The sequence below is a fragment of the Pseudomonas sp. ATCC 43928 genome (genome assembly GCF_005938665.2).
Taxonomy (GTDB): Bacteria; Pseudomonadota; Gammaproteobacteria; order Pseudomonadales; family Pseudomonadaceae; genus Aquipseudomonas.
The window spans coordinates 5,025,911-5,049,719 of the sequence record NZ_CP041753.1 but is presented as its reverse complement, the minus strand read 5'-3'; the positions used below and the strand labels follow the sequence as shown (position 1 = coordinate 5,049,719).

General features: G+C 60.4%; 15 protein-coding genes and 1 pseudogene. 6 read left to right on the top strand and 10 right to left on the bottom strand.

Annotated elements, in window-relative coordinates:
- The first annotated feature begins 399 nt into the window (after nucleotides 1-399).
- Nucleotides 400-7,539 (top strand): retention module-containing protein, encoded by a 7,140-nt coding sequence (locus tag FFH90_RS23020; protein ID WP_138866138.1) that lies wholly within the window; start codon nucleotides 400-402, stop codon nucleotides 7,537-7,539.
- 241 nt (nucleotides 7,540-7,780) lie between these two features.
- Here the strand turns inward: FFH90_RS23020 and FFH90_RS23015 are convergent, their stop codons facing one another.
- The 8 genes and pseudogenes from FFH90_RS23015 to FFH90_RS22970 form a co-directional block, all read right to left on the bottom strand.
- Nucleotides 7,781-8,149, bottom strand: a complete 369-nt coding sequence (locus FFH90_RS23015; protein WP_018929914.1) for a DUF6124 family protein — start codon at nucleotides 8,147-8,149, stop codon at nucleotides 7,781-7,783.
- A 479-nt stretch (nucleotides 8,150-8,628) separates the two neighbouring features.
- Complete coding sequence (locus FFH90_RS23010) at nucleotides 8,629-10,200, bottom strand: hypothetical protein (RefSeq protein WP_178114257.1); 1,572 nt, start codon at nucleotides 10,198-10,200, stop codon at nucleotides 8,629-8,631.
- Between the two features lie 12 nt (nucleotides 10,201-10,212).
- A complete protein-coding gene (locus FFH90_RS30165; RefSeq protein WP_178114256.1) occupies nucleotides 10,213-10,533 on the bottom strand; it encodes a hypothetical protein in 321 nt (106 codons plus the stop codon).
- A gap of 583 nt (nucleotides 10,534-11,116) precedes the next feature.
- Nucleotides 11,117-11,403, bottom strand: a pseudogene (locus FFH90_RS30455) (DUF6124 family protein); the annotation flags it as partial.
- A 498-nt stretch (nucleotides 11,404-11,901) separates the two neighbouring features.
- Complete coding sequence (gene lapD, locus FFH90_RS22990) at nucleotides 11,902-13,842, bottom strand: cyclic di-GMP receptor LapD (protein WP_018929916.1); 1,941 nt, start codon at nucleotides 13,840-13,842, stop codon at nucleotides 11,902-11,904.
- A 23-nt stretch (nucleotides 13,843-13,865) separates the two neighbouring features.
- Nucleotides 13,866-14,573, bottom strand: coding sequence for a cysteine protease LapG (gene lapG / locus FFH90_RS22985; protein WP_138866137.1), 708 nt, complete (start codon nucleotides 14,571-14,573; stop codon nucleotides 13,866-13,868).
- 253 nt (nucleotides 14,574-14,826) lie between these two features.
- A complete protein-coding gene (locus tag FFH90_RS22975; RefSeq protein ID WP_018929918.1) occupies nucleotides 14,827-15,222 on the bottom strand; it encodes a YbaN family protein in 396 nt (131 codons plus the stop codon).
- A gap of 10 nt (nucleotides 15,223-15,232) precedes the next feature.
- Nucleotides 15,233-15,820 (bottom strand): YecA family protein, encoded by a 588-nt coding sequence (locus tag FFH90_RS22970; protein ID WP_007938492.1) that lies wholly within the window; start codon nucleotides 15,818-15,820, stop codon nucleotides 15,233-15,235.
- 284 nt (nucleotides 15,821-16,104) lie between these two features.
- Between FFH90_RS22970 and recQ the strand changes: the two genes are divergently transcribed.
- The 4 genes from recQ (at nucleotide 16,105) to FFH90_RS22950 (ending at nucleotide 21,070) form a co-directional block, all read left to right on the top strand.
- Nucleotides 16,105-18,231 (top strand): DNA helicase RecQ, encoded by a 2,127-nt coding sequence (recQ, locus tag FFH90_RS22965; RefSeq protein ID WP_028939960.1) that lies wholly within the window; start codon nucleotides 16,105-16,107, stop codon nucleotides 18,229-18,231.
- Between the two features lie 119 nt (nucleotides 18,232-18,350).
- Complete coding sequence (locus tag FFH90_RS22960) at nucleotides 18,351-18,785, top strand: MarR family transcriptional regulator (protein WP_018929920.1); 435 nt, start codon at nucleotides 18,351-18,353, stop codon at nucleotides 18,783-18,785.
- Nucleotides 18,786-18,913: 128 nt separating this feature from the next.
- The gene (locus FFH90_RS22955) at nucleotides 18,914-20,716 is read left to right on the top strand and encodes a FimV/HubP family polar landmark protein (RefSeq protein WP_138866136.1); all 1,803 of its coding nucleotides are present in this window, start codon (nucleotides 18,914-18,916) and stop codon (nucleotides 20,714-20,716) included.
- A gap of 66 nt (nucleotides 20,717-20,782) precedes the next feature.
- Entirely contained in the window at nucleotides 20,783-21,070 is a 288-nt protein-coding gene (locus FFH90_RS22950; protein WP_007895010.1) for a SelT/SelW/SelH family protein, read from the top strand.
- Here FFH90_RS22950 and FFH90_RS22945 read toward each other — a convergent pair.
- The gene (locus FFH90_RS22945; RefSeq protein ID WP_138866135.1) at nucleotides 21,064-21,957 is read right to left on the bottom strand and encodes a DMT family transporter; all 894 of its coding nucleotides are present in this window, start codon (nucleotides 21,955-21,957) and stop codon (nucleotides 21,064-21,066) included. The genes FFH90_RS22950 and FFH90_RS22945 overlap by 7 nt on opposite strands.
- A gap of 121 nt (nucleotides 21,958-22,078) precedes the next feature.
- The gene (locus FFH90_RS22940; RefSeq protein ID WP_018929923.1) at nucleotides 22,079-22,837 is read right to left on the bottom strand and encodes an AraC family transcriptional regulator; all 759 of its coding nucleotides are present in this window, start codon (nucleotides 22,835-22,837) and stop codon (nucleotides 22,079-22,081) included.
- Between the two features lie 149 nt (nucleotides 22,838-22,986).
- Between FFH90_RS22940 and FFH90_RS22935 the strand changes: the two genes are divergently transcribed.
- Nucleotides 22,987-23,802 carry a UDP-2,3-diacylglucosamine diphosphatase gene (locus FFH90_RS22935; protein WP_018929924.1) on the top strand — a complete coding sequence of 272 codons (816 nt, stop codon included), beginning with the start codon at nucleotides 22,987-22,989 and terminating at the stop codon, nucleotides 23,800-23,802.
- Nucleotides 23,803-23,809: the final 7 nt, after the last annotated feature.

The window sequence follows — 23,809 nt, the reverse complement described above, 5'->3', positions numbered from 1 at the left end:
GAAAGCCTTTGTTTTATTGGCTTTCTGGAGCATCAACAGGGTTTTGGAAAGTTCCATTCACTTTTCGACACAGGGCGAAGAAGTGCTGGAGGGGAGGAGAGCGAGACGGTTTAGAGGCGACATTTTTTTGTCACTCGAGTGATTCAGAACCGTTACGCATGCGTTTGCAGGCCGGTCGTTTTGGAAGTGGGTCCCGATGCCATTGATTGCAGAGGGTTTTATCCCGATCCCAAGACACCCCCCTCGCGAGCGACACGCCTGGCGAGAGTGTCGGGAGGCAGCGGTTTACTTCAGGTAAACGCTTTCCGGCACGCGGGTCTCGGGCAACCTGCTTGAACCATGAGCACGTTTCTTCGCGCAAACAGGATGCCGACAGCAGTTGGCAGCGGAGGAATGCACATGGCAACGCTCATCGGTATCGTCAGTAAGGTCATCGGTCAGGTGTATGCAGTGGCGGGTGATGGCACTCGACGGGCACTGATCGAGGGCGATCGGCTGTTTGCCGGCGAGCAGCTGGTCACCGGGGCCGAAGGGGCGGTGGCGGTGCATATGCAAAATGGCCAGGAGCTGACGCTGGGGCGTGACAGCAGCCTGCAAATGAGTGCCCAGTTACTGGCGCATCAGGTGCCGCATGTGGAGACCACTGATGCGGTAACGCCGAGCCAGGCGCAACTGACCGATGTCGAGCAACTGCAAAAAGCCATTGCCGCCGGTGCCGACCCGACCCAGACCGCTGAGGCCACCGCCGCCGGACCGGGCGCAACGGGCGCGCCCGGTGGTGCGCTGGGTGGTGGCCACAGTTTTGTGCTGTTGGAGGAAGTGGGCGGGCGGGTCGATCCCACGATTGGTTTCCCCACCGCCGGCTTCAACGGTATTCCCGAATTCCCCCTGGAACGCCGGGACGCTGCGCCGGACAACGGCGATAAAGGCATCGTTACGCCGTTTGCCGCGAACGTGCCGAATCACCCGGTCATCCTCACCGGCCTGTCGGTGGCGGGCGGTGAACTGACCCTCAATGAAGCCAACCTGGCGGACGGGTCGGCCAGCAACCCGGGGGCACTGACCCAGCACAGTACGTTCACAGTGTCTGCGCCCGACGGGCTGAGCAGCCTGAGCATCGGCGGGATCAGCGTGATCAGTGGCGGGGTGCCCATCGGTTTTCCGCAGTCGATCACCACTCAACTGGGCAACACCCTGACGATCACCGGCTACAACCCGGCCACCGGCGTGGTCAGTTACAGCTACACCCTGGTCGGCAACGAAACCCATTCCGCCGGTGATGGCACCAACAATCTCAGTGAACAATTCACTGTGGTTGCGAACGACAGCAACGGCGATACCGCCACCGGTTCGCTGGACGTCAATATCACCGACGATGTGCCCAAGGCCATCGACGACAGCAACGCCCATACCGCGTCGGAAACCCTGCTGACCCTGACCGGCAGCGTGCTGCCCAATGACGTCCAGGGCGCCGACCGCATTACCACCGGCCCCGACAGCGGGCCGATCATCGGCGGCACCTTCACCGGGACGTTCGGCACCCTGGTGTTGAACGCCAACGGCACGTACACCTACACCCTGAACACCAACGATGCCGATTTCAAAGCCCTGCACGGCGGTGGCAACGGCACCGAAAACTTCGTCTACACCCTTACCGATTCCGATGGCGATACCAGCACCGCGACGCTGGTGCTGAACATCCATAACAACGACGACCTGGTGACGCTCAATGGCCTGAACGTCAACGGCGGCGAACTGACCGTCTACGAAAAAAACCTCAGCGACGGCAGCAGCCCTGATGCATCGGCGCTGACCCAGAGCGGCACATTCACCATTACTGCGCTGGATGGCGTGCAAACCCTCAGCGTCGGCGGAATCAATGTGGTGGTTGGCGGTGTATCGGCGGGTTTCCCGCAATCAATCGTCACGCCGCTGGGCAGTACGCTGACCATTAGCGGCTACGACAGCGCGACCGGCGTGGTCAGCTACAGCTACACCCTCGTCGACAACGAAATGCATCCGAATGCCAACGGCGCCAACAGTCTCTCCGAGCAGTTTGCGGTCACCGTGGTGGACGACAACGGCACCACCGCGACTGGCAGTCTTGATGTGAACATCGTCGATGACCTGCCTCATGCCGTGGACGACAGCAACGCCAATACTGCATCGGAAACCCTGCTGACCCTGACCGGCAGCGTGCTGCCCAACGACGTCCAGGGCGCCGACCGCATTGCCACCGGCCCCGACAGCGGGCCGATCGTCGGCGGTACTTTCACCGGGACGTTCGGTACCTTGGTACTCAATGCCAACGGCACGTACACCTACACCCTTAACACCAGCGACGCCGATTTCAAAGCCCTGCACGGCGGTGGCAACGGCACCGAAAACTTCGTCTACACCCTTACCGATTCCGATGGCGATACCAGCACCGCGACGCTGGTGCTGAACATCCATAACAACGACGACCTGGTGACGCTCGATGGCCTGAACGTCAACGGCGGCGAACTGACCGTCTACGAAAAAAACCTCAGCGACGGCAGCAGCCCCAACACACCGGCGCTGACCCAGAGCGGCACCTTCACCGTCACCGCGCTCGACGGTTTGCAAACCCTGACGGTGGGCGGCATCGCGGTGGTCACCGGTGGCGTGGCCGCAGGCTTCCCGCAGTCGATCGTCACTCCGCTTGGCAGCACGCTGACCGTCACCGGTTACGACAGTGCGACTGGCGTGGTCAGCTACAGCTATACCCTGGTGGATAACGAAACCCACCCGAACGCCAACGGCGCCAACGGCATCACCGAGAACCTCAATGTCGTCGCCACTGACGTCGACGGCAGCACGGCGTTGGGCCAGATCAACGTCAACATCGTCGATGACTTGCCCACCGCCAACCCGGATCACGCCTCAGTGGCCGAAGGCGCGACGGTCTCGGGCAACGTGCTGGGCAACGATATCGGCGGCGCCGACGGGCCGGCACTCGGTGGCGCGGTGGTCGGCGTACGCGCCGGCAGCGACACCTCGACTTCAGCCATCGGTGGCTTGAACAGTCAAATCAACGGCACCTATGGCTACCTGACCCTGGATGCCAACGGCGATGCGGTCTATCACAGCAATCCAAATGCCGTGAACGGCCCTGGCGCGACCGATGTGTTCACTTACACCGTGCGCGATGCCGACGGCGATGAAAGCACCACCACCATTACCATTGACGTGGCCAACTGCACCCTCGTAGCTGCCACTGACACCGACGTGACGGTTAATGAAAAAGCGCTGGACCTGACCAAGGACGGGCAGGACCTGGCAGCGGGCACGGTCATCGGCAGCGAGCCTGGCAGCACCGGCGAAACCGCCTCCGGCACGCTGGTGGGTTCAGTCACCGGCACCAGCGACACCATCACGTACAGCCTGGTCGGCAGCGCCAACGGAACCTACGGGCAAATCCTGCTCAACCCGGACGGCAGCTACACCTACACCCTGACCTCGCCCCCCACGACCACCCCTCACGCCAACGACGGTGCGAACACCCTGAGCGAAAGCTTCACCTATCAGGCCACCGATTCTCTGGGCACCAGCGTCACCGGCAGCATCGTGATCAACATCGTCGATGACGTGCCAACCGCTCATGCCGATGTCGTCTCAGTGGCGGAAGGCGGCACGGTTAGTGGCAATGTGTTGGGCAATGATGTGCTCGGTGCTGACGGCCCGGCCTTGGGTGGCGCGGTGGTTGGCGTGCGCGCCGGCGGCGATACCTCGACTTCGGCTATCGGTGGCTTGAACACGCACATTACCGGCACTTACGGCTATCTCACCCTGGATGCCAACGGCAACGCCGTGTACCACAGCAATCCGAACTCGGTCGGTGAACCGGGCGCCACGGACGTGTTCACCTACACCGTGCGCGATGGCGACGGCGATGAAAGCACCACGACCATCACCATCGACATCTCCAACTGTTCCCTCGTGGTGGCCCCCGATAACGACGTGACCGTTTACGAAAAGGCGTTGGATCTGACCAAGGACGGCCAGGACCTGGCGGCGGGCACCGTCATCGGCAGCGAGCCTGACAACACCGGTGAAACCGCCTCCGGCACATTAGTCGGTTCAATCACTGGCGCCACGGGTGCAATTACTTACGCCCTGGTCGGCAGCGCCACCGGCACCTATGGGCAAATCCTGCTCAACCCGGACGGTTCCTACACTTACACCCTGATTTCTGCGCCCACGACCACGCCGCATGGCAACGACGGCGCGAATACCCTGAGCGAAAGTTTCACCTATCAGGCCACCGATTCTCTGGGCAACAGCGTCACCAGTACCATCGTGATCAACATCGTCGATGACGTGCCGACGGCCCATTGCGATTCGGTTTCGGTGGTGGAGGGCGGCACGGTCAGCGGCAATGTGCTGGACAACGATGTGCTCGGCGCTGATGGCCCGGCCTTGGGTGGGGCAGTGGTCGGCGTGCGTGCCGGCAGCGACACCTCGACTTCGGCCATCGGCGGCTTGAACACGCAAATCAACGGCGCTTACGGCTACCTGACCCTGGATGCCAGCGGCAATGCGGTGTACCACAGCAACCCGAATTCGGTCGGCGAAGCGGGCGCCACGGACACCTTCACCTACACCGTGCGCGATGCCGACGGCGATGAAAGCACCGCCACGATCACTGTTGACGTCTCCAACAACTGCCTCGTAGCCGCCACCGATACCGATGTGACCGTCTACGAAAAAGCGTTGGATCTGACCAAGGACGGCCAGGACCTGGCGGCGGGCAGCGTCACCGGCAGCGAGCCCGGCAACACCGGTGAAACCGGCTCAGGTACGTTGGCAGGCTCGGTCTCTGGCGCCACCGGCGCGATCACCTACACCCTGGTCGGCAGCGCCACCGGCACCTACGGGCAGATCCTGCTCAATCCCGACGGTTCCTACACGTACACCTTGACCTCGGCGCCGAAAACTTCGCCCAACGCCAACGACGGCGCGAACACCCTGAACGAAAGCTTCACCTACAAAGCCACCGATGCGCTGGGCAACAGTACCACCGGCACCCTTGTGGTCAGCATCGTCGATGACGTGCCTCACGCCGTCGCCTCGGACCGTTCGGTGCCGGCCGTGCAGATCGACTCCAACCTGATGCTGGTGATCGATGTATCCGGGAGCATGGACGACCCCTCCGGCGTATCGGGCCTGTCGCGGCTGGACCTGGCCAAGCAGGCGATCAGCGCGCTGCTCGACAAGTACGACAATCTGGGTGACGTGAAGGTACAGATCGTCACCTTCAGCAGCAGCGCCACCGACCAGACGTCGATCTGGGTCGATGTGGCGACGGCCAAGTCGATCATCGCTACGCTGACGGCAGGTGGCGGCACCAACTACGACGCGGCCGTGGCAACCATGGAGAGCGCGTTCGACACCTCGGGCAAACTCATCGGGGCGCAGAACGTCGGCTACTTCTTCTCCGATGGCAAACCCAACGAAGGCGACATCGGCACCGCGGACGAGATCGCGCTCAAAGCCTTCCTCGACGCCAATGGCATCAAGAACTACGCCATCGGCCTGGGCAGCGGCGTCAATAACGCCAGCCTTGATCCCGTGGCCTATGACGGCAGCACGCACACCGACACCAACGCTGTGGTGGTGACCGACCTCAATCAACTCAACTCGGTACTTTCGGGCACCGTGCAAGGTGCGCCGGTCACCGGTTCGTTGCTGGGCGAGGGCGGTACGTTCGGCGCCGATGGCGGTTTCATCAAAACCCTCACGGTCGACGGCACCACCTATACCTACGACCCGAAAGCCAACAGCAATCAGGGTTCGCTGAACTTCAGCGGCGGCGCCAACCACGGCACCTTCAACACCGTCGACAACACCCTGAGCATCGCCACCAACAACAGCGGCACGCTGCTGGTGAACCTCGACACCGGCGAGTACACCTACACCTCGCAGAAAACCACGGCCGTGCAGATCACCGAAAACATCGGCTTCACCGCCAGCGACAACGACGGCGACCTCACCAGTTCGACCCTGACGGTCAACGTGATTCCGAATTCGCCGCCGGTGGCGGTCAATGATCACATCATCACCAACGTGCTGTCGGGCAGTATCGTGGTGCCGGGCGAGCTGCTATTGGCCAACGACACCGACCCCAACGGTGATGCGCTCACGGCATCGCCGACTACCTTCAACACGGGTTGGACGGCCAAGGGGGCGGACTTTACCGGCACCAACTCGAGCTTCAGTTTCACCGGCAATAACGTCCAGGCCGTGACTATCGCCCGCAGTGCATTCGTCGCCAACGCTGCCGCCATGACCGCCATGCTGGTGGTCAGCGGGGCCTTGGGGGCGGTCAGCACCAACAATACCAACGATGAGGACCGCATCACCGTCAACCTCAAACAGGGCGAGACCCTCAACCTGGACCACAACCTGGCGGCCGGCCACATCACCATGGAGTACTCGGTCAATGGCGGCGCTTACATGGCTCTCGCCGATGGCCAGACCATCACCGCCACGGCGGACGGCACGTACCAGATCCACATCACCAACATCGACGACGGGGGACCTGGCAACAGCGGGAAGGGGGCGGAAAACTATCAACTGACCATGACCGTCAACTACGCCGGAGCCCAGGACTCCACGACAGACTTCCACGGCACCTACACCGCCAGCGACAACCACGGCGGCAGCGACAGCGCGGCAGTCGACATCACCTATCAGGCCGGCCATACACTGACCGGCACCTCGGGCGATGACGTGTTGATCGCGGGCACCGGCAACAACATTATCAATGCGGGTGACGGCAACGACGTGCTCACCGCAGGTTCAGGCAATAACGAGATGCATGGCGGCGCCGGCAACGATCTGCTGTTCAGCGGGCCGGGCAACGATTGGCTCGACGGCGGCACCGGCAACGACACCGCGAGCTACGCCCATGCCACCGCCGGCGTCACTGTCGACCTCAGCCTGCTCACCGCGCAAAACACCGTTGGCGCAGGCACCGACACCCTGACCGGCATCGAAAACCTCACGGGCTCGAACTTCAACGACAGCCTCACGGGCGACAACAACGGCAACATCATCAATGGCGGTCTGGGTAACGATGTGCTCAACGGCGGGGGCGGCGACGACTTCCTGATCGGCGGCCTGGGCGACAACACCCTCACCGGCGGCAGCGGCGCCGACACCTTCCAGTGGCTTAAAGGCAACAGCGGCCACGACGTCATCACCGACTTCACCCCGGGCACCGACAAACTCGACCTGTCGCAACTGCTGCAAGGCGAGAACGGCACCGCGGCATCGCTGGATGACTACCTGCACTTCAAAGTCACCGGCAGCGGCGCGACCCTGGTCACCAGCATCGACATCAGCGCCATGGCCGGCGCCACGCCGAGCCAGACCATCGACCTGGCCGGTGTGAACCTGGCCAGTCACTACGGCGTCACCCCCGGAGCGAATGGTGTGATTGCCGGCGGTCACGATACCGCGACCATTATCAACGGCATGTTGAACGACCATTCGTTGAAGGTGGATACCGTGTGATCTGAAACGACAAAACCCGCCATTCCCGGTGAAAGGGGATGGCGGGTTTTTTGTTGGTTGAGGATTTATCTACCGGCCCTGTGCCCGGATACACCTCATGTGGCGAGGGGGCTTGCCCCCGTTCGGCTGCGCAGCAGTCGTAAAACCTGTACATGCAGTTTGCCAGACAGACAGTGATTGCAGGTTTTGGGGGCCGCTTCGCAGCCCAACGGGGGCAAGCCCCCTCGCCACAGGGATCAGGTCATAGGGCCGGGTCAGCCTTCAGTTCCAGACTGTCCAGCGCCCGACTCACCGCCAGTTCACCAAACATGATGAGCTGCGCGACGCCCAATATCGTATTGCGCTGCGGCCCCTCCAGAAAACCGGCACAGTCACTGGCGATCACCTTGGCCGAGGCAAAGGACTCGCAGGCATTGGCCAGTAGCTCTTCGATGTCGATGTCCGGGGCAACGGTGTAAATCGTGCTCGGCTTGCGTGGGGGCTTGGGGGCGGACGGTTTGAGGTAGTAATCGAGGGCGCGCTCGGCGGCTTCGTTGAGTTTTTTGGAGTCCGGGGTTTCGTAAGGGGAAACGTCGTCGGTTTCGGGTGGGTTGGGTGTGATTTTGAACATGGTGAAACTCCTACAGGAAATGGAGCCACCAAGACCTGTCGCTAAACAGGTAAGGGTGGCGGCTGCACGCAGGTTAGCGAACCGGGTGTAGGCGCCCGGCAGACCCGAAGGTCTCCCGCGCACAGCCGCCATGACATCAATCGCAGATATAGACAATCTGCAAGAGAGTTTGGAGCGCTGTTGCGCCTACAAAGGTTCGGGTCGCTAAACCCGATCGCTGATTCGTCAGCGACCGGGAAACAATAGAACCCGACCCTTAGGCGCACAAGCCGGCGGATTCTGGCGCAGTCGTAGGCAACGACGCAAGGATGTGTAGCCTGAGTGAGTGTCTGGAGATGTCTTTTAAACATCGTTGTTTATTTCTCATTCAGGCTTAGGAGAGGCAGGGCTGATAAATAATGGCGTGCCTTTTCTCCGAGTCCCTCATTTTTCGTCCTCTGTTTATATTGTTCGCACCAGTGGTCGCGAGTTTCGGATATTTATTTGCGACCCATGGTGAAGTGATCAAAGGTAATTAAATCCCAGACGCTTGTAATGATCTCTACATACCAAATGTCATTGTCTGAAGTAGAGAAGAATACACGGTGGGGGCCGGGACTATTGGCAAGGTACTGATAAGATAGTCTTGTTTTGTCTTTTCTTAAGAAATTAACCAGTATTCCGTTGCTTTGGACGAATCTGTAGTAAAACTCGACAGAGGAGTAGCCCCAGTTGAACTCGAGTTGCATGTATTGGCTCGTGCCACTGGCGTTTGTATGCATCTCTAGAACTTGTGCAGCGCTTTGGTTATGCACGGGAGGGTAAGGGCCGGTGAGAATGGTGTTTATTGAGTTTATACCCATAATGCCATTTCCTCCGAGAAAGCGAATGGTCATGCTAGGCAGTGATATGGTCTGGCCAAGTGATATAAAGCGTGAGTAGTGGCTATCGAAATTTTCCGACAAAATAGGCTGGATGTTCTTGACTGTATAGATTAAAGAACGCGGGAAGATAATCGTTATGGGCTTTTGCCCCTTGAAGTTGGCTTTGACTTCTACATGGAGGGTTGAACCATCCAGCAGCAGTAACAGTTGCGCACGTGACAGTGTTCTGGTGAATCCATTTGTCTCTTCCTCAGGTGTCAAGGAACCTCCTGTCACTACGGGAATAACAAGGGGGGTTCCATTGTTTCCGGTTCCGATGACCGTTATGTCAATAAGATAATTTCCACCCTGAAGCGGCCATGGAGTTTTAGTGATGGTGGCATCACCGTCGAATTCATTGATATCCAAGGCCCGTGCACTATCAGCCTGATCGATGATGGGAGCTCCCAATCGAACATCACCGTCGACGATCCGTTCAATCGTCAGTGCCAACGGCGACGATGTCCCTACCGGCTTCCCATCGCGAATCAACTCCCAATACAATTCGACATCGCGCCCCATCCACTCCAATAGAAGCTCGAAAGTTAATTTGAAGTTTGCCCTTTTGTTTTGATTGAATAGCTGCGCAGGAAACGTTTTGTCGCCTGCGATCGGATTCTTGATCATTAGACGCGCTCGATCATTCAACCCCGCTGTCAGGAATTCAATTCGAACCGTTGCTCCATTTGAGTGAGTCAACACATCAATGGGGCTCTTCGCCGGGGCTACCAAAGTTGGTGGGTTCAGATCGAGACGGCCGAGATGTATGTCCAGGCGCTTCTCCGGGGATTTGACCCGGTTGCCCAACTGGTCGACGACATAGAACTCGGCCACAGTACTCGGGTTGTCGCCCGCCTTCTGGAACATGTCGGTGAACAGTGTATGGGTGATCGGCGCCGTGCCGTCGGGGACGTCGAACCGGTCCTGGGTGTCGCCCAACAGAAATTCGATGCGGTCATAGTTGCGCCGATTGGCATAGGTGAACCCGAACTCCACCCCTTGCGCTGCCCGTGCGGCGCTGACGCCGTCCTTGAGCACGTCGGCCGGGATCACCAGATTCAGGTTGTCCGCAGACCGCAGGTGGTACAGCACCAGCAGATCCCGAGAGGGTTCACTGTTCCCGCTGACACGGGTGACCACGTAATGCAACCGATTGACGCCCTAGATCAGGTACCCGTGCGGCAGGTAAAGACGCTGGCGCAGTTGTTCCTCTCCGGGTTTGACGGTCTGGCCTGCTCCTGGGACGAGATTGCCGTTGCAATACAAATCCACGCGATCATCGACCGCCATGATCCAGGAGCGCAGCTGCAACTCCTCCCAGTAATCAACCAGGCATTCAAGGCCTTGGGCCTGGCCGTCATAAAGGGCTTTGGGAATACCGCCGTCAGCGATGCCGGCGGGTCTTATCGGGGATACCCAGCCCGGGATGATTATGGGAAACAGCGTAAACAGCTTCGTTAGCTCGGCGGACTGGATATCCATCAAATTCTCCGGGGGAGGCGACAAGTTTCAAGTCCACTCGGGACGAGTACTCATCACACCGCAGGGAAAACAGATTGGCTACTATCAGATCTGACAGGTATATGTGGATTTAAGACGAACGGTCATATCAGTCACATCGGCATCGGCTGCCTGACCAACCGTTTACGGGCGGGTGGTTGTGGGGGGCCACGATACAGCGACCATCATCAACGGCATGCGTGAGCCGAAACGACAAAACCTGCCATCCCTGTTGAAGGAATGGCGGTTTTTTTTGCCGGTGAGATCGTTTTCGCGAGCAGGCTCGCTCTCACACATTCGATCTTCAGTGAACACAAAACAGGCGAACAACCCGGAGCGACTGTGGGAACGAGTTTGCTTGCGAAGAGGCCCGAAAGACCACCATAAAACTTGCAGCCTGAAGGGCTTTTGTGGCGAGGGAGCTTGCTCCCGCTGGGCTGCGAAGCGGCCCCAAAACCATTCGACCCAATTGCATCAGGTAGACCGCATGTACAGGGTTTACGACTGCTGCGCAGCCGAGCGGGAGCAAGCTCCCTCGCCACAGGGGGCAGCGTTTGACCTCAGGTTACAGGGCCGGGTCAGCCTTCAGTTCCAGACTGTCCAGCGCCCGACTCACCGCCAGCTCGCCGAACATGATGAGCTGCGCGACGCCCAGTATCGTATTGCGCTGCGGCCCCTCCAGAAACCCCGCACAGTCACTGGCGATCACCTTGGCCGAGGCGAACGACTCGCAGGCATTGGCCGCAGCTCTTCGATGTCGATGTCCGGGGCAACGGTGTAAATCGTGCTCGGCTTGCGTGGGGGCTTGGGGGCGGACGGTTTGAGGTAGTAATCGAGGGCGATAGCAGCGGCGCAAACCTGGCTTCCATGTCTTTGGCGGAAATATAGAAAGGAATGTTTTTCGCGTTGCCTTCGGCATCGAAGTGGGCTTCGGTGACGGAAAATTCAGCGACGGACGCGTTTTTTGTTTCGATGTAAACCTTGATGTAGTCGCCGATGGCCATGTTCAGATAGGCCAGGATGTAAACCAGCAAACCGTCTCGGTCGCCGTGCACCATGTTGATGTTGATCCCCAACGCACCGTCGCTCTGCGGTTTGTAGCCCGGCGGGTAGGGCGGGTCTACGGCCAGCACGCCGATGCCGCGATCGGGCGGGAATACAACGACTTGTCCATTGGAGGCGAGGTCAGCGTTTGTCAGGGGGCTGTTCATGAATGCGTACCTTCCTTAGAGGCGCCCGGCTTCCCGATTGGGCGGCACCGATACGGAAGGATTAGATAATCGGCGTGAGTGTTTGCCTACTGTCAGATCTGACAGGTGCGCACAGGTTTTAGACGAGTGGTCATACCGCTCACATCGGCTCCGGTGGCCCGATCAACCGCCCCATCACCCCAAATAGCCCCAACTCCCGGATCACCTCCAGCTCCCCTTTGGTCTCAACCATTTCCGCAATCAACGGCAGATCAATGCTGTTGGTCGCCCGGTATATCGCATCGATAAACAACCGCTTGTCACTCTGCTGATCGATACCCCGAATGTACGCGCCATCGATTTTCAAGTACGCCAACCCCAGCTGCGTCAGGTTGCCGATCTGGCTGAAGCTGCCGCCGAAATGCTGCAAACCGATGCGGTAACCGGTGTTGAGCAGGCTGTGGCTCAGGCGTTGCAGTTCTTCGGGGGGCGGCAGTTGGCGTTCGTCGATTTCCAGGGTCAGCAGAGGCGCCAGTTCCGGCAATGATTCGAGTATGTCGCAGATCAGTTTCAGCTGGGTCTGGTCGCGCAGGGTGCTGCCGGACAGGCTCAGTGCGAGCGGCCAGCGGTTGGCGGCGAGGTATTCGAGGGTGGTTTCGAGCATCGCCAGATCGAACCGCGCCGACCAGCCGAGGCGTTCGATCCACGGCAGGAAATGCCCGGCGGCAACGGCCTCGCCTTGCGGGTCGAGCAAGCGCGCGAGGACTTTGTGGTGCAGCACCTGACTGGTGTCGGCGCATTGCACCACCGGTTGGAAATACAACTGCATCTTGCCCTCGGTCAGCGCATCGTCGATCCAGTTGCGCCAATCATGCTGAGAATGATTCGGCGCAGTATCGACCTGGGCCTGGTATATCCATGGCCGCTCGGGATGTTGCCGGGCCTGGGTCAGCGCTTGGTCGAGGCGCAGCAGCACATCATTTGCCGGTTCGCCCGGGTGGTAGGCGACGATGCCCAGATGCGCCACGGGCATGCAGTCGCTGGCGCCGGTCAGGCGCAGGTTTTCCAGGGTGGCGCTGATTTCGGAGGCCAGGCGCGCGGCTCCCCTACTGTCCAGACCCGGCGTCAGCAAGCTGAATTCGCCACCGCGATTGCGCGCCGCGAGCCAGGTACGACGTTCTGCAGGTTGCGTCAGGCGCTTGAGCAACTCGCCGACGGCGCTGATCAGGGCATCGGTGCGCTGGCCACCCAGGCGTTGATTGAGGCCGATCAGGTCGTTGATCCGCAGCATCAGCAAATGACCGTCGCGGCTTTGCTCGGAATCCAGTAATTGGTCGGCCAGTTGTTCATCCAGCAAGCGCCGGTTGGCCAGGCCCGTAAGGTTGTCCTGATAGGATTCGGAGCGCAGTTTTTCGCTGCGCGCGGCCTCTTCGGCGAACAGCGCTTTGAGTTTTTCGACCATCTGGTTCATGGCCAGCACCACGCGTTTGAGCTCCGGCGTGCGCGGCAATTTTGGCAAGCTGCGGAACTCGCGTTTACTGATGGCTTCAGCCTGTTTGACCATGTTGTCGAGCGGGCGCAATTGCCGGCGTAATAGCCAGCCTCCGAACACGGCGCTGAGTAATCCGCAAATCAGCAGCCAGATCAGGCTGCCGAGGGAGCTGTCCCAGAGTTTGGCCAGGGCGAACTGCGGGTTGCTCAGCACTTCGACCCGGGCTGCCTGGTCCCAGCCACGCGTGACCAGTGCATCGCCACCTTGTGGGCGCAGGTTCACCAGACTGACGAACCAGCCGGGTACACCCTCGATTTGCGCTGGTACGCTGCGCTCCACCAGCACTTGTTCATTCTCGATGCTGATGACCCGGATGCTGCTGAAATAGCCACTGTCGAAAATCGAGCTGACCATCAATTCGATCATCGCCGGGTCGTCGATCTGCGCGGTCAACGACAGGCCCAGCGCCGTGGCGGCGTCCTGGGCGTGGGAGCGCAACTGACTGAGCATCTGTTCACGGGAGCTTTCCAGGCTGACAAAAAAACTGCCGCTGAAGGCCACCAGCAAGAACAGGCAAATGGCGAGGAACAACTGTTTGCGCAGTGACATGAAAACACTCCTTGCAGTGGCGGCTAGCCTTCGCCCACGGCGAACCCTTCGATTTGCATCTTTTTCAATACGTCTTGCCAGCGCGACAGTTTTTTCGAGTCGCTGCTGCGTTTACCACCATTGGCTCCCGGCAAGTACAGGCCTTCGGCGTTGAAGGCATACACCGGCAGCAAGTCTTTGCGTTGGGAGGCGGGGCGGATCTCGTCGATCAGGTTGTCCAGCACCAGCGGATCGGCCGTGGGGCTGCTGTAGAAGGTCAACACCATGTGCGCCTGGTTCTGGGTCAGGGCCTTGACGTAGGTGATGCGTAGTTTTTCGCTGGGAATCCCGAGGTGACGCAGGCTGAAGTATTTCGCCAGGGCGAAGTCTTCGCAGTCGCCTGCGGCTTTGATCAAGGACTCCACGGGCGTGGCCCAGTAATCGGTCTGATGCCAGATGCGCGTGTCATCCTGAAAACTCAGTTGCCGATTGAAGAAGTGATTGACCGCGTTCAGTTGTTCGCGCTCAGGCTGGTTGCGTTCGCTTTGCAGCATTTGGCTCCAGGCCTCGATCCGTCCCTGTGCCTCGCCAAGGGGGCCGTAGCGTTTTTCGGCCGTTTGCAGAACCTGCGCAAAATCCCAGTCGGCCCAGGCACTGCCCAACCCGGCCAGCAGAAAACTCGCCAGCAGCAGCCATCCGCCGAACCGAAGTCGGAGCGTTGACCATCCTGGACTACGCGGACTGCGGGGCATGTCTGGCTGCTCGGGTGCAGATGTCTGAAGTCTAGGCGGTGTTTACGGGGCGGTCGGGTAGGTCGTCGGACGAAAGGATGTCGGCGGGTTGTTTCCTGTGGCGAGGGAGCTTGCTCCCGTTCGGCTGCGCAGCAATCGCCAAACCGATCAATGAGGTGTGTCAGGAGAAGGCGGGTTGCAGGTTTTGGGGCTGCTTCGCAACCCAGCGGGAGCAAGCTCCCTCGCCACAAAAGCCTCGAGCCATAGATAGGAATCAGGGTTTATGCAGGGTTTTCTGCTTGAGGATATAAACCGTCACCAGCACCGCACTGGTCAGCATGAACCCGCGCGCCCACGGCAGGGGCACCAGGTAGCAGGAGAACAGGATGCTCGTCCACATCAACCCGATGGTGTAGACCTTGCCCTTGAGCGGAATGCCGTTGCCGTCCAGATAGTCGCGAATCCAGGGTCCAAGCCGTGGATGTTCAACCAGCCAGTGATAGAAACGCGGCGAACTGCGGGCGAAGCAGGCTGCCGCCAACAGCAGGAACGGTGTGGTGGGCAGCACCGGCAGGAAAATCCCGATCACCCCCAGCGCTACGCTCAGCCAGCCGATGGCCAGCAGCACGTAGCGCAACATCAGGGGGCGGTTGCCTATGGGGTTGTCCATAGGCAAAACCTTAGTGGTGACGTGGCTTGAGGATCGCCGGTTTTTCGTCTGGCGCGTTGCACAGCAAGTACAGCGCGGTCAGGGCTTCCGGGATTTGCACGATCATGTCGTCCATCAGGTTGGCGTCGGCCGCGATGTCGGAGAACTCAGGCTGTTCGTCGAACAGACCCGAACCGACCATGATCGGCAGCAGCATTTCACTGACTTCGTCTTCGGCGGTTTCGAACCAGGCGGCTTCGCGCAGGAACACACCTTCCATGAAACCGATGCACCAGCCACGCAGGTCGGAATCGTCCGGGTCATCGCCCAGGTCGAGGTCGCATGGCAGCTCGAACTCTTCGTCGGACGCCAGTTGGCGGGCGATGTGAGCCTTGAGCAGCACCAGGGTGGATTCGATCGCTTCACGCTCGGTGTCGTCGGCGTAATGCGGCTCTTCGGCGAACAGCGCGTCGATCCATTCGCGATCGGGAACGCTTTCGGAGCAGATCGACAGCGCAGTGAGGTAGCCGTGGGCGGCCACGTAGTCCAGCGCCTCGTCATGCAGCTCGTCGGCGTCGAGGAAGACTTGCAGGCGGGTTAGTTGCTCAGCGAAGGACATTAAAGGGCTACCTTGGGGAATATACGATGCGGGAATTCTAGGCCTTCTTGAGCGCTCAGGCCAGCCGCGCGGCATATTTGCTCCCGCGGTTGGCTTGTGTGCGTCTTATCAGCGGCGCCCTTTGCAGGGGAGGGCTCGGGTATACTCGCGCGTTTTGTGATGCCCTGCTGGCGTCACGGCTGAAATATGCAGCGTCATGCAATGCGCACTTACGATTTGTTTGTGCAGCTTTCGTGGTTCTGAACCAGCCTTGCAGGGATGTTTCGGTGATTTTTGGAGTTTTTATGCTCGAACAGGCTCAACGCGTCCTCAAGGACATCTTCGGCTACGACAGTTTCCGTGGCCGTCAGGGTGCAATCATTGAGCGCGTGGCCAGTGGCGGCGACGCCCTGGTGCTGATGCCTACCGGGGGCGGCAAGTCCTTGTGCTTCCAGGTGCCGGCGCTGCTGCGCGAAGGCCTGGCGGTGGTGGTGTCGCCGCTGATCGCGCTGATGGACGATCAGGTCGCCACCCTCGAAGAGCTGGGCGTCGCCGCGGCGTCGTTGAACTCCACCCTGAGCGCCGAGCAGCAGCGTGATCTTGCTGCACGGATCAAGCGCGGCGAGGTGAAAATGCTCTACCTGGCGCCCGAACGCCTGGTGCAGCCACGGATGCTGGCCTTCCTGCAAAGCCTCGAAATCGCCCTGTTCGCCATCGACGAAGCGCACTGCGTGTCCCAATGGGGCCACGACTTCCGTCGCGAATACCTGCAACTGGGCCAGTTGGCGGAATTGTTCCCCAACGTCCCGCGCATCGCCCTGACCGCCACCGCCGACAAGCGCACCCGGGAAGAAATCGTCGATCGTCTGCATTTGCAGGATGCCGAGCGTTTCCTGTCGAGTTTCGACCGCCCGAATATTTTCTATCGCATCGTGCCCAAGGAGCAGCCGCGCAAGCAGTTGCTGGCGTTCCTCGCCGAGCGGCGCAGCGATGCCGGTATCGTCTACTGCCTGTCGCGCAAAAAGGTCGACGAAGTGGCGGTGTTCCTCAGTGAGCAAGGCTTCCCGGCGCTGCCGTACCACGCCGGTCTGGCCAACGAAACCCGGGCGCATCACCAGAAGCGCTTCCTCAACGAGGAAGGCCTGATCATGGTCGCCACCGTGGCGTTCGGCATGGGCATCGACAAGCCCAACGTGCGTTTTGTGGCTCACCTCGACTTGCCGAAGTCCCTTGAGGCGTATTACCAGGAAACCGGTCGCGGCGGTCGTGACGGTCTGCCGGCGGATGCCTGGATGGCGTACGGCCTGCAAGACGTGGTGATGCTCAAGCAGATGCTGCAAAACTCCGAAGGCGACGAACGCCACAAGCGTCTGGAGCAGCACAAGCTCGACGCCATGCTCTCGCTCTGTGAAGAAACCCGCTGCCGCCGCCAGACCCTGCTGGCGTACTTCGACGAAGACATGCCCGAGCCCTGCGGCCACTGCGACAACTGTGTCGACGGCGTGCAGACCTGGGACGCCACCGAGCCGGCCCGCCAGGCGCTGTCGGCGATCTACCGCACCGGTCAGCGTTATGGCGTCGGCCATCTGGTGGACGTGTTGCTGGGCAAGGACAACGAAAAGGTCCGCAGTTTCGGTCATCAGCATTTGTCGGTATACGGCGTAGGCAAAGCGCTGGGCGAAAGTGAATGGCGCTCCTTGTTCCGACAACTTGTTGCTCGCGGTCTGGCGGACATCGACCTCGAAGGCTACGGCGGGCTGCGCCTGAGCGATACCTGCCGGCCGCTGCTCAAGGGCGAAGTGACCCTGGAACTGCGCCGCGACCTCAAGCCGCAAACCACCGCCAAAAGCAGTAAGAGCCAGGCGAGCCAACTGGTCCGCTTCGAGGAGCGCGAACAGTGGGAAGCCCTGCGTGCCTTGCGCCGCAAACTGGCCGAAGAACATGGCGTGCCGCCGTATGTCATCTTCCCCGATTCGACGTTGCTGGAAATGCTCCGCAGCCAGCCGACCTCGCTGGCGGAAATGGCCACGGTCAGCGGTGTCGGCGCGCGCAAACTGGAACGTTACGGCGAGGCTTTCCTCGAAGTGCTCGGCGGTCAGGTCGAGGCGCCGAAAGTGGTGGCCGATGTGCGCCACGAGCTGATCACGCTGGCCCGGGCCGGCATGACGCCGCTGCAGATCGCCGGTCAGCTGCAATGCTCGGAAAAGAACGTCTACACGATGCTCGCCGAGGCCATCGGCAAGCAGCAGCTGTCACTGGAACAGGCACTGGACCTGCCCGAAGAGTTGATGGGCGAAGTTCAGGACGCCTTCCTCGACGGCGAAGGCGAGTTGCCGCCGGTGGCGGAGATCGCCGCGTTGTTCGCAGGGCGGGTGCCGGAAGGCGTTTTGTATTGCGTACGTGCCGCGCTGCAATCGGAATTCGAAATTTGAATGACCTGTCGCGCAGATGTAACGATTCAGTACAGAGCAAACCTTGCCTATAGCCAAAGGTCATGCTTAGCTGACTAATAATTAGTTTTTCTCTATTTCAGTCTAACCATGAGTGTTTTATGCCGTTAACCGATCAACACCGCTTTGGCATGCAACTGGCCCAGATGTCTCGGGGCTGGCGTGCCGAACTGGACCGCCGACTGGCGGGCCTGGGCCTGTCCCAGGCGCGCTGGCTGGTGCTGCTGCACCTGGCGCGTTTCGATGATGCTCCCACCCAGCGTGAACTGGCGCAAAGCGTCGGCGTCGAAGGGCCTACCCTGGCTCGACTGCTCGATAGCCTGGAAAGTCAGGGCCTGGTGCAACGCCAATCGGTGCTGGAAGACCGTCGGGCAAAAAAAATCGTCCTCTGTGCCCCGGCCCGGCCCTTGATCGAACAAATTGAAACCATTGCCACGCAACTGCGCCACGAATTGTTCGAAGGCGTCGATGAGGCGGATTTGAAGGTCTGCATGCGTGTCCACGCGCACATCCTGGGCAACCTGGAAAAATCTTGAGGCACAACCACGCGTCGGACTTTTGAGATACCCCGTTGGGCAGACTATAAAGAACTACTAGGCAATATCGTGTTCGTACCGGATGTGCGAATGCATACAGGTTGGTTCTGGTTATCTAAGGGATGCTCATGCTTGAGAGTTGGCACGTTGTATTGCGGTGTTGCACCCGGCTGCTGCTGGTCGGTGGTGCCGTCACTTACTCGGCATTGGCCCCCGCGCTAGGCTTGGGTGAGATCACCCAGCATTCGGCGTTGAATCAGCCATTCAGCGCCGATATCGCCCTGCTGGATGTCGGTGGTCTGGGGGAGGGCGAACTGTCGGTCAGCCTGGCGACGGCGGAAGAATTCAGCCGCGCCGGTATCGAGCGGGTGTTCTTCCTCAATAACCTGAAGTTCACGCCGATCCTGCGGGGCAACCGCAACCTGATCCGGGTGACGTCCAGTAAACCGGTCAAGGAACCCTTTCTGAATTTTCTGGTGCAGCTCAATCAGCCCAACGGGCGTTTGCTGCGCGAGTACACCGTTCTGATCGATCCACCGGGTTCTCCGGGGATTGTTCCCGTCAATGACGCCCCCGCACCTGAGCCTCAGGCATCTGCGTTCCCGTCCGTTGAACCGGCTGTTGCACCGCCACCTGCGGTGAATAGTTCGGCACCCAAGCCTGATGTCGATAAACCAGCCGCCACGCCGGCGAATGATCCTGTTGCCGAACAACTGGCCACCAGCGTGCTGCAAAACCAGCAGCTGCAAAAGACCATCGATGAACTCAATGCGAAGCTGCAGGCGCAGGACGAGCAGATCGCCGTTCAGAAAAAACAGGTGACTGAGCTGCAAACCCAACTGACGGAAGTCAAACAGGCGTCGGCGGCACCTGCCGCACCCGAGGTGCCGGCGCCGGTTCCGGTGGTTATCGAGACGTCCGAAGCATCCCATTGGCCGTTGATCATCGGGTTGCTGTCGTTGGTGGCCCTGGTGTCGCTCGCAGTGTTCATTCGCCGTCAACGACAGCAGGTTCAGGCCTTACCCGAGCCGCTACCCGTGCAGCCGTCACGTCATGAACCGGTGCTCAACCGCACGGCAGAACCAGCCAGGCCAGCCACCCAGGCGCAATCGGTGGCCGGCTTGGTGGATGAGACTGCCGCAGGCGACGTGCTGGAGGGGGTTAGTATCTACCTCGCCTATGGCCGTTTGTCCGAGGCAGCCGGATTGTTGCGAGAGGCATTGGTCAAGGAGCCCCAGCGCACCGACCTGGCCGTGCAGCTGCTGGAGGTTCTTGGTAAACAGGGTGACGCGCAAGCGTATGACGCGCAGGAAAGTAGCTTGCGTGAGGCCGGGTTTGACGCACAGCAACTTCAGGACATCCGCGCCCGCCATCCGAAACTGGTCGGCGCCGCGCCGGTGGTCGCCGCCGTGGCAGTGGCTCCGTCCACGCCTGCAATCCCAGCGGCACCGAGCGATGAATTCCAGTTGAACCTCGACGACCTGTCGATGGATGCGAACTGGGACCTGATCAGCCCCTTCGACAACTCACCGCCCAGCGCCAAACCATCGAATGAGCCATCACCGGCAGACGAGCCCGGGTTCACTTCGAATCTGCATGTGTTGCCCGATGTCTTCGAAATACCCGACGAGCCGACGCTGGATGAGCCCGAGCTTGAATGGGTCGCGGAACCTGAGTCTCAATCTCTGGACGAAACTTTTCTCAACGAATTCAGCGATCCCGGCCAGCCGCTGGAGCTTGAACCGCTGAATGCTGAGTTGATGGATCTTGAACCGGTCGAGCCGAGCAGCGCGGGCAAACTCGAACAGGCCCAGACCTGTATTGACGACGGCGATCTGGACAGCGCCATCGAGCTGCTGAACGAGTTGCTCAAGGAAGGCGACGAACCACTGAAGGAGACGGCCCGAACGCTGTTGGCGGGTATTCGCTGAAGATCAAAAGATCGCAGCCTTTGCGGTTATTATGGCAACCCCTCAGGCAGAGGAGTTTTGCCAATCATGACCGCACGTAAACCGGAAATCGTCATCACCTACTGCACGCAATGCCAATGGCTGTTGCGCGCCGCCTGGCTGGCCCAGGAGCTGCTCAGCACCTTCGGCGACGACCTGGGCAAAGTATCCCTGGTGCCCGGCACTGGTGGGGTATTCCACATTTTCTGCGACGATGTGCAGCTCTGGGAACGCAAGGCCGACGGCGGTTTCCCCGAGGCCAAGGTGCTCAAGCAGCGGGTCCGCGATCAGATCGATCCGGACCGCGACCTGGGCCACAACGACCGCACTCAGTGAGACGGCGCTTGCGCGGCAACGGTCTTGTGGCTTGAACCGCCGGACAACCGGCTGGAGACCACGATGGCCACGATGATCAACGCGCCGCCGATCAGCATGCGCAGCGTCGGGTTTTCATCGAACAACAACCAGGCCAGGGTGATGCCGTAAACCGGCTCCAGGGCAAACACCACTGACGCGGTCCGGGCCTTGATCACCGCCAGGCTGGCGACGAACAGGCTGTGAGCGACGCCGGTGCAGAACACCCCGAGCAGGCCAATCCACAGCCAGTCGATGGCGCGTACTTCGTTCAACTGCGGCATCGCCACCGGCAGCAGGCAGATCGCAACCACTACGTTCTGACACAGCGCCGCCTGCACCGGCGGGATTCGCCCGGAGCTGGCGCGGTTGGTCAGGGACAGCAGGGAGAACAGCAGGCCGGAGGCCACTGCCCACAACAGGCCGGTGGTGGCGCCGCTGGCCAGATCGAAGTCCGGTGTGACCAGTACCAAACCAATGCTGACCAGCACCACCAGCAAGATTTCATTGGCGCGGATGCGCTCGCGGAAAATCAGCCCTTCGAGGATCACGGTAAACGCCGGGAAACTGGCAAAGCCCAGGGTCGCGATCGCCACCCCGGCCACCTTCACCGCAATGAAGAAACTCACCCAGTGTCCGGTCAGCAGCAAGCCGCTGAGCAACAGGCGGCGCCAGTCCACGGCGTCGAGTGCCTGCCAACGGGTATTACTGGCGAACCGGGCGAAAAACGCCAGGGCGAGGACGGCAAACGCGGCACGACCGAACACGATGATCGCCGGTGAGGCGGCGGCAAGTTTGCCGAACACGCCGGTCAGGCCGAACATCAGTGCACCGATATGCAGAGCGCCAAGGGCGGTACGGGGAGTCATTGCAGTCCTTGAATAACGTATCGAATCTGGCCGACGACACCGTCGACCTGTGTAGGAGCAGCCTTCGGCAACTCCTACACAATGAACGATGTGCTTGCGGGTGTCTGTCGCCAGACTCGCGTTATTTGTCGCCAGCCTCGCGGCGCAATTTACCGGGTGAGGCGCCGAATTCACGCAGCACTGCTGCGGCGAATGCGCTCTGGGAGCTGTAGCCGACCCGACACGCGATCTCGCCAATGGGTAGCGCCGAATCGCGTAACAAACGCACGGCGATGTGCAGCCGGCGACTGCGGATGTAGTCCATCGGCGTTTGCCCGCATTCCGCCACGAACCGCGCGTGCAAGCGAGCGCTGGACAGGCCGGCAATGCGCGCCAGGTCGGCGACTTGCAGTGGATAGGCCGCGTATTGATCGATGTGAGCATTGAGCGCCGCATACGGTAGACGCCGACCGCCGACCGTGTCGGGCTTGGCGTTGTTGAGGCTGGCCAGCAGCAACACCGCGCCTTGCTGGGCGATCAGCGGATCGCTGATCGGGCTGCCCGCCAGCCAGCTCACCAATTGGCTTTGCCCGGCGTCCAGCGACAGGCGCCCGGCATTGTCGAGCAAGCGGCGGCTGGCCTCGGCGTGGTCCCCCAGCGACTGAGACACCCACTGATCGCTCGGCACATCCAGCACCAGGCAACGGCTGCCATGGGCACTGTCGCAGGCATGATGCGCCCCGGACGGCACCACCACGAAACTCTGCTGAACCACCTGACTGCCAAGCCCCTCGACCTCGAAATCCAGTGCACCCGACAGTCCGAATACCAGTTGCGCGTGGTCGTGGCTGTGGACGATCAGGTCGTGGGTGTATTGGCGCAGGGTGAGGATCGGTCTCATCGCAGGTCTCGTGGCGATATTGATGAGTGAAGCCGCCAGTCTACACCGAGGCCCTGCGTTCGCGCGTTGTCACAGGACTGACTTGCGATTGTCATGGGCAATTAACCCGACCGGCGCAAGCTTGCCAAAACTTGTCCAGAGGGTTGCCCATGACCAGCGCCGAGCTCGCCAAACCCAGCCGTAAGCAACGTGTGCGGACCTTATGGATTTCCGACGTGCATTTGGGCACACGGGACTGCCAGGCCGAACACCTGTCGCAGTTTCTCAAGGGCTACCATGCCGACAGGATTTACCTGGTCGGTGACATCATCGACGGCTGGAAGCTGCGCAGCGGCATGTATTGGCCCCAGGCGCACACCAATGTGATTCGTCGCCTGTTGACCATGAGCAAGCGCGGCACGGAAGTGATCTACGTCACCGGCAACCATGACGAATTCCTGCGCCGTTATTCGAAACTGATGCTGGGCAATATCCAGCTGGTGGACGAAGCCGTGCACGTGACCGCCGATGGTCGTCATCTGCTGGTGATTCATGGCGATCAGTTCGACGTGATTACTCGCTATCACCGCTGGCTGGCGTTCCTCGGCGACTCGGCCTACGAATTTACCCTGACCCTCAACCGCTGGCTCAACCATTGGCGGGCCCGTTATGGCTACGGCTATTGGTCGTTGTCGGCGTACCTCAAGCACAAGGTCAAGACCGCCGTCAGTTTCATCAGCGATTTTGAGGAAGCCATTGCCCACGAATGCGTCAAACGCGAGTTGCATGGCGTGGTGTGTGGGCACATTCACCATGCCGAAATTCGCAAGGTTGGCGAGGTGGACTACCTCAATTGCGGGGATTGGGTGGAATCGTGCACGGCGCTGATCGAGCATTGGGACGGCTCGATCGAGTTGTACCGGTTGGCCGATGCCCAAGCGCGGGAGGCGGAATTGAAGGCAATTAAAGTCGCAGAGCCGGCTTAAAAGCAAA

What these genes read in the sequence shown, in the direction of transcription:
- FFH90_RS23020 (WP_138866138.1), top strand. Translation starts at nt 400, where the DNA reads ATGGCAACGCTCATCGGTATCGTCAGTAAGGTCATCGGTCAGGTGTAT.
- FFH90_RS23015 (WP_018929914.1), bottom strand. Translation starts at nt 8,149, where the DNA reads ATGTTCAAAATCACACCCAACCCACCCGAAACCGACGACGTTTCCCCT.
- FFH90_RS30165 (WP_178114256.1), bottom strand. Translation starts at nt 10,533, where the DNA reads ATGGATATCCAGTCCGCCGAGCTAACGAAGCTGTTTACGCTGTTTCCC.
- lapD (WP_018929916.1), bottom strand. Translation starts at nt 13,842, where the DNA reads ATGTCACTGCGCAAACAGTTGTTCCTCGCCATTTGCCTGTTCTTGCTG.
- lapG (WP_138866137.1), bottom strand. Translation starts at nt 14,573, where the DNA reads ATGCCCCGCAGTCCGCGTAGTCCAGGATGGTCAACGCTCCGACTTCGG.
- FFH90_RS22975 (WP_018929918.1), bottom strand. Translation starts at nt 15,222, where the DNA reads ATGGACAACCCCATAGGCAACCGCCCCCTGATGTTGCGCTACGTGCTG.
- FFH90_RS22970 (WP_007938492.1), bottom strand. Translation starts at nt 15,820, where the DNA reads ATGTCCTTCGCTGAGCAACTAACCCGCCTGCAAGTCTTCCTCGACGCC.
- recQ (WP_028939960.1), top strand. Translation starts at nt 16,105, where the DNA reads ATGCTCGAACAGGCTCAACGCGTCCTCAAGGACATCTTCGGCTACGAC.
- FFH90_RS22960 (WP_018929920.1), top strand. Translation starts at nt 18,351, where the DNA reads ATGCCGTTAACCGATCAACACCGCTTTGGCATGCAACTGGCCCAGATG.
- FFH90_RS22955 (WP_138866136.1), top strand. Translation starts at nt 18,914, where the DNA reads ATGCTTGAGAGTTGGCACGTTGTATTGCGGTGTTGCACCCGGCTGCTG.
- FFH90_RS22950 (WP_007895010.1), top strand. Translation starts at nt 20,783, where the DNA reads ATGACCGCACGTAAACCGGAAATCGTCATCACCTACTGCACGCAATGC.
- FFH90_RS22945 (WP_138866135.1), bottom strand. Translation starts at nt 21,957, where the DNA reads ATGACTCCCCGTACCGCCCTTGGCGCTCTGCATATCGGTGCACTGATG.
- FFH90_RS22940 (WP_018929923.1), bottom strand. Translation starts at nt 22,837, where the DNA reads ATGAGACCGATCCTCACCCTGCGCCAATACACCCACGACCTGATCGTC.
- FFH90_RS22935 (WP_018929924.1), top strand. Translation starts at nt 22,987, where the DNA reads ATGACCAGCGCCGAGCTCGCCAAACCCAGCCGTAAGCAACGTGTGCGG.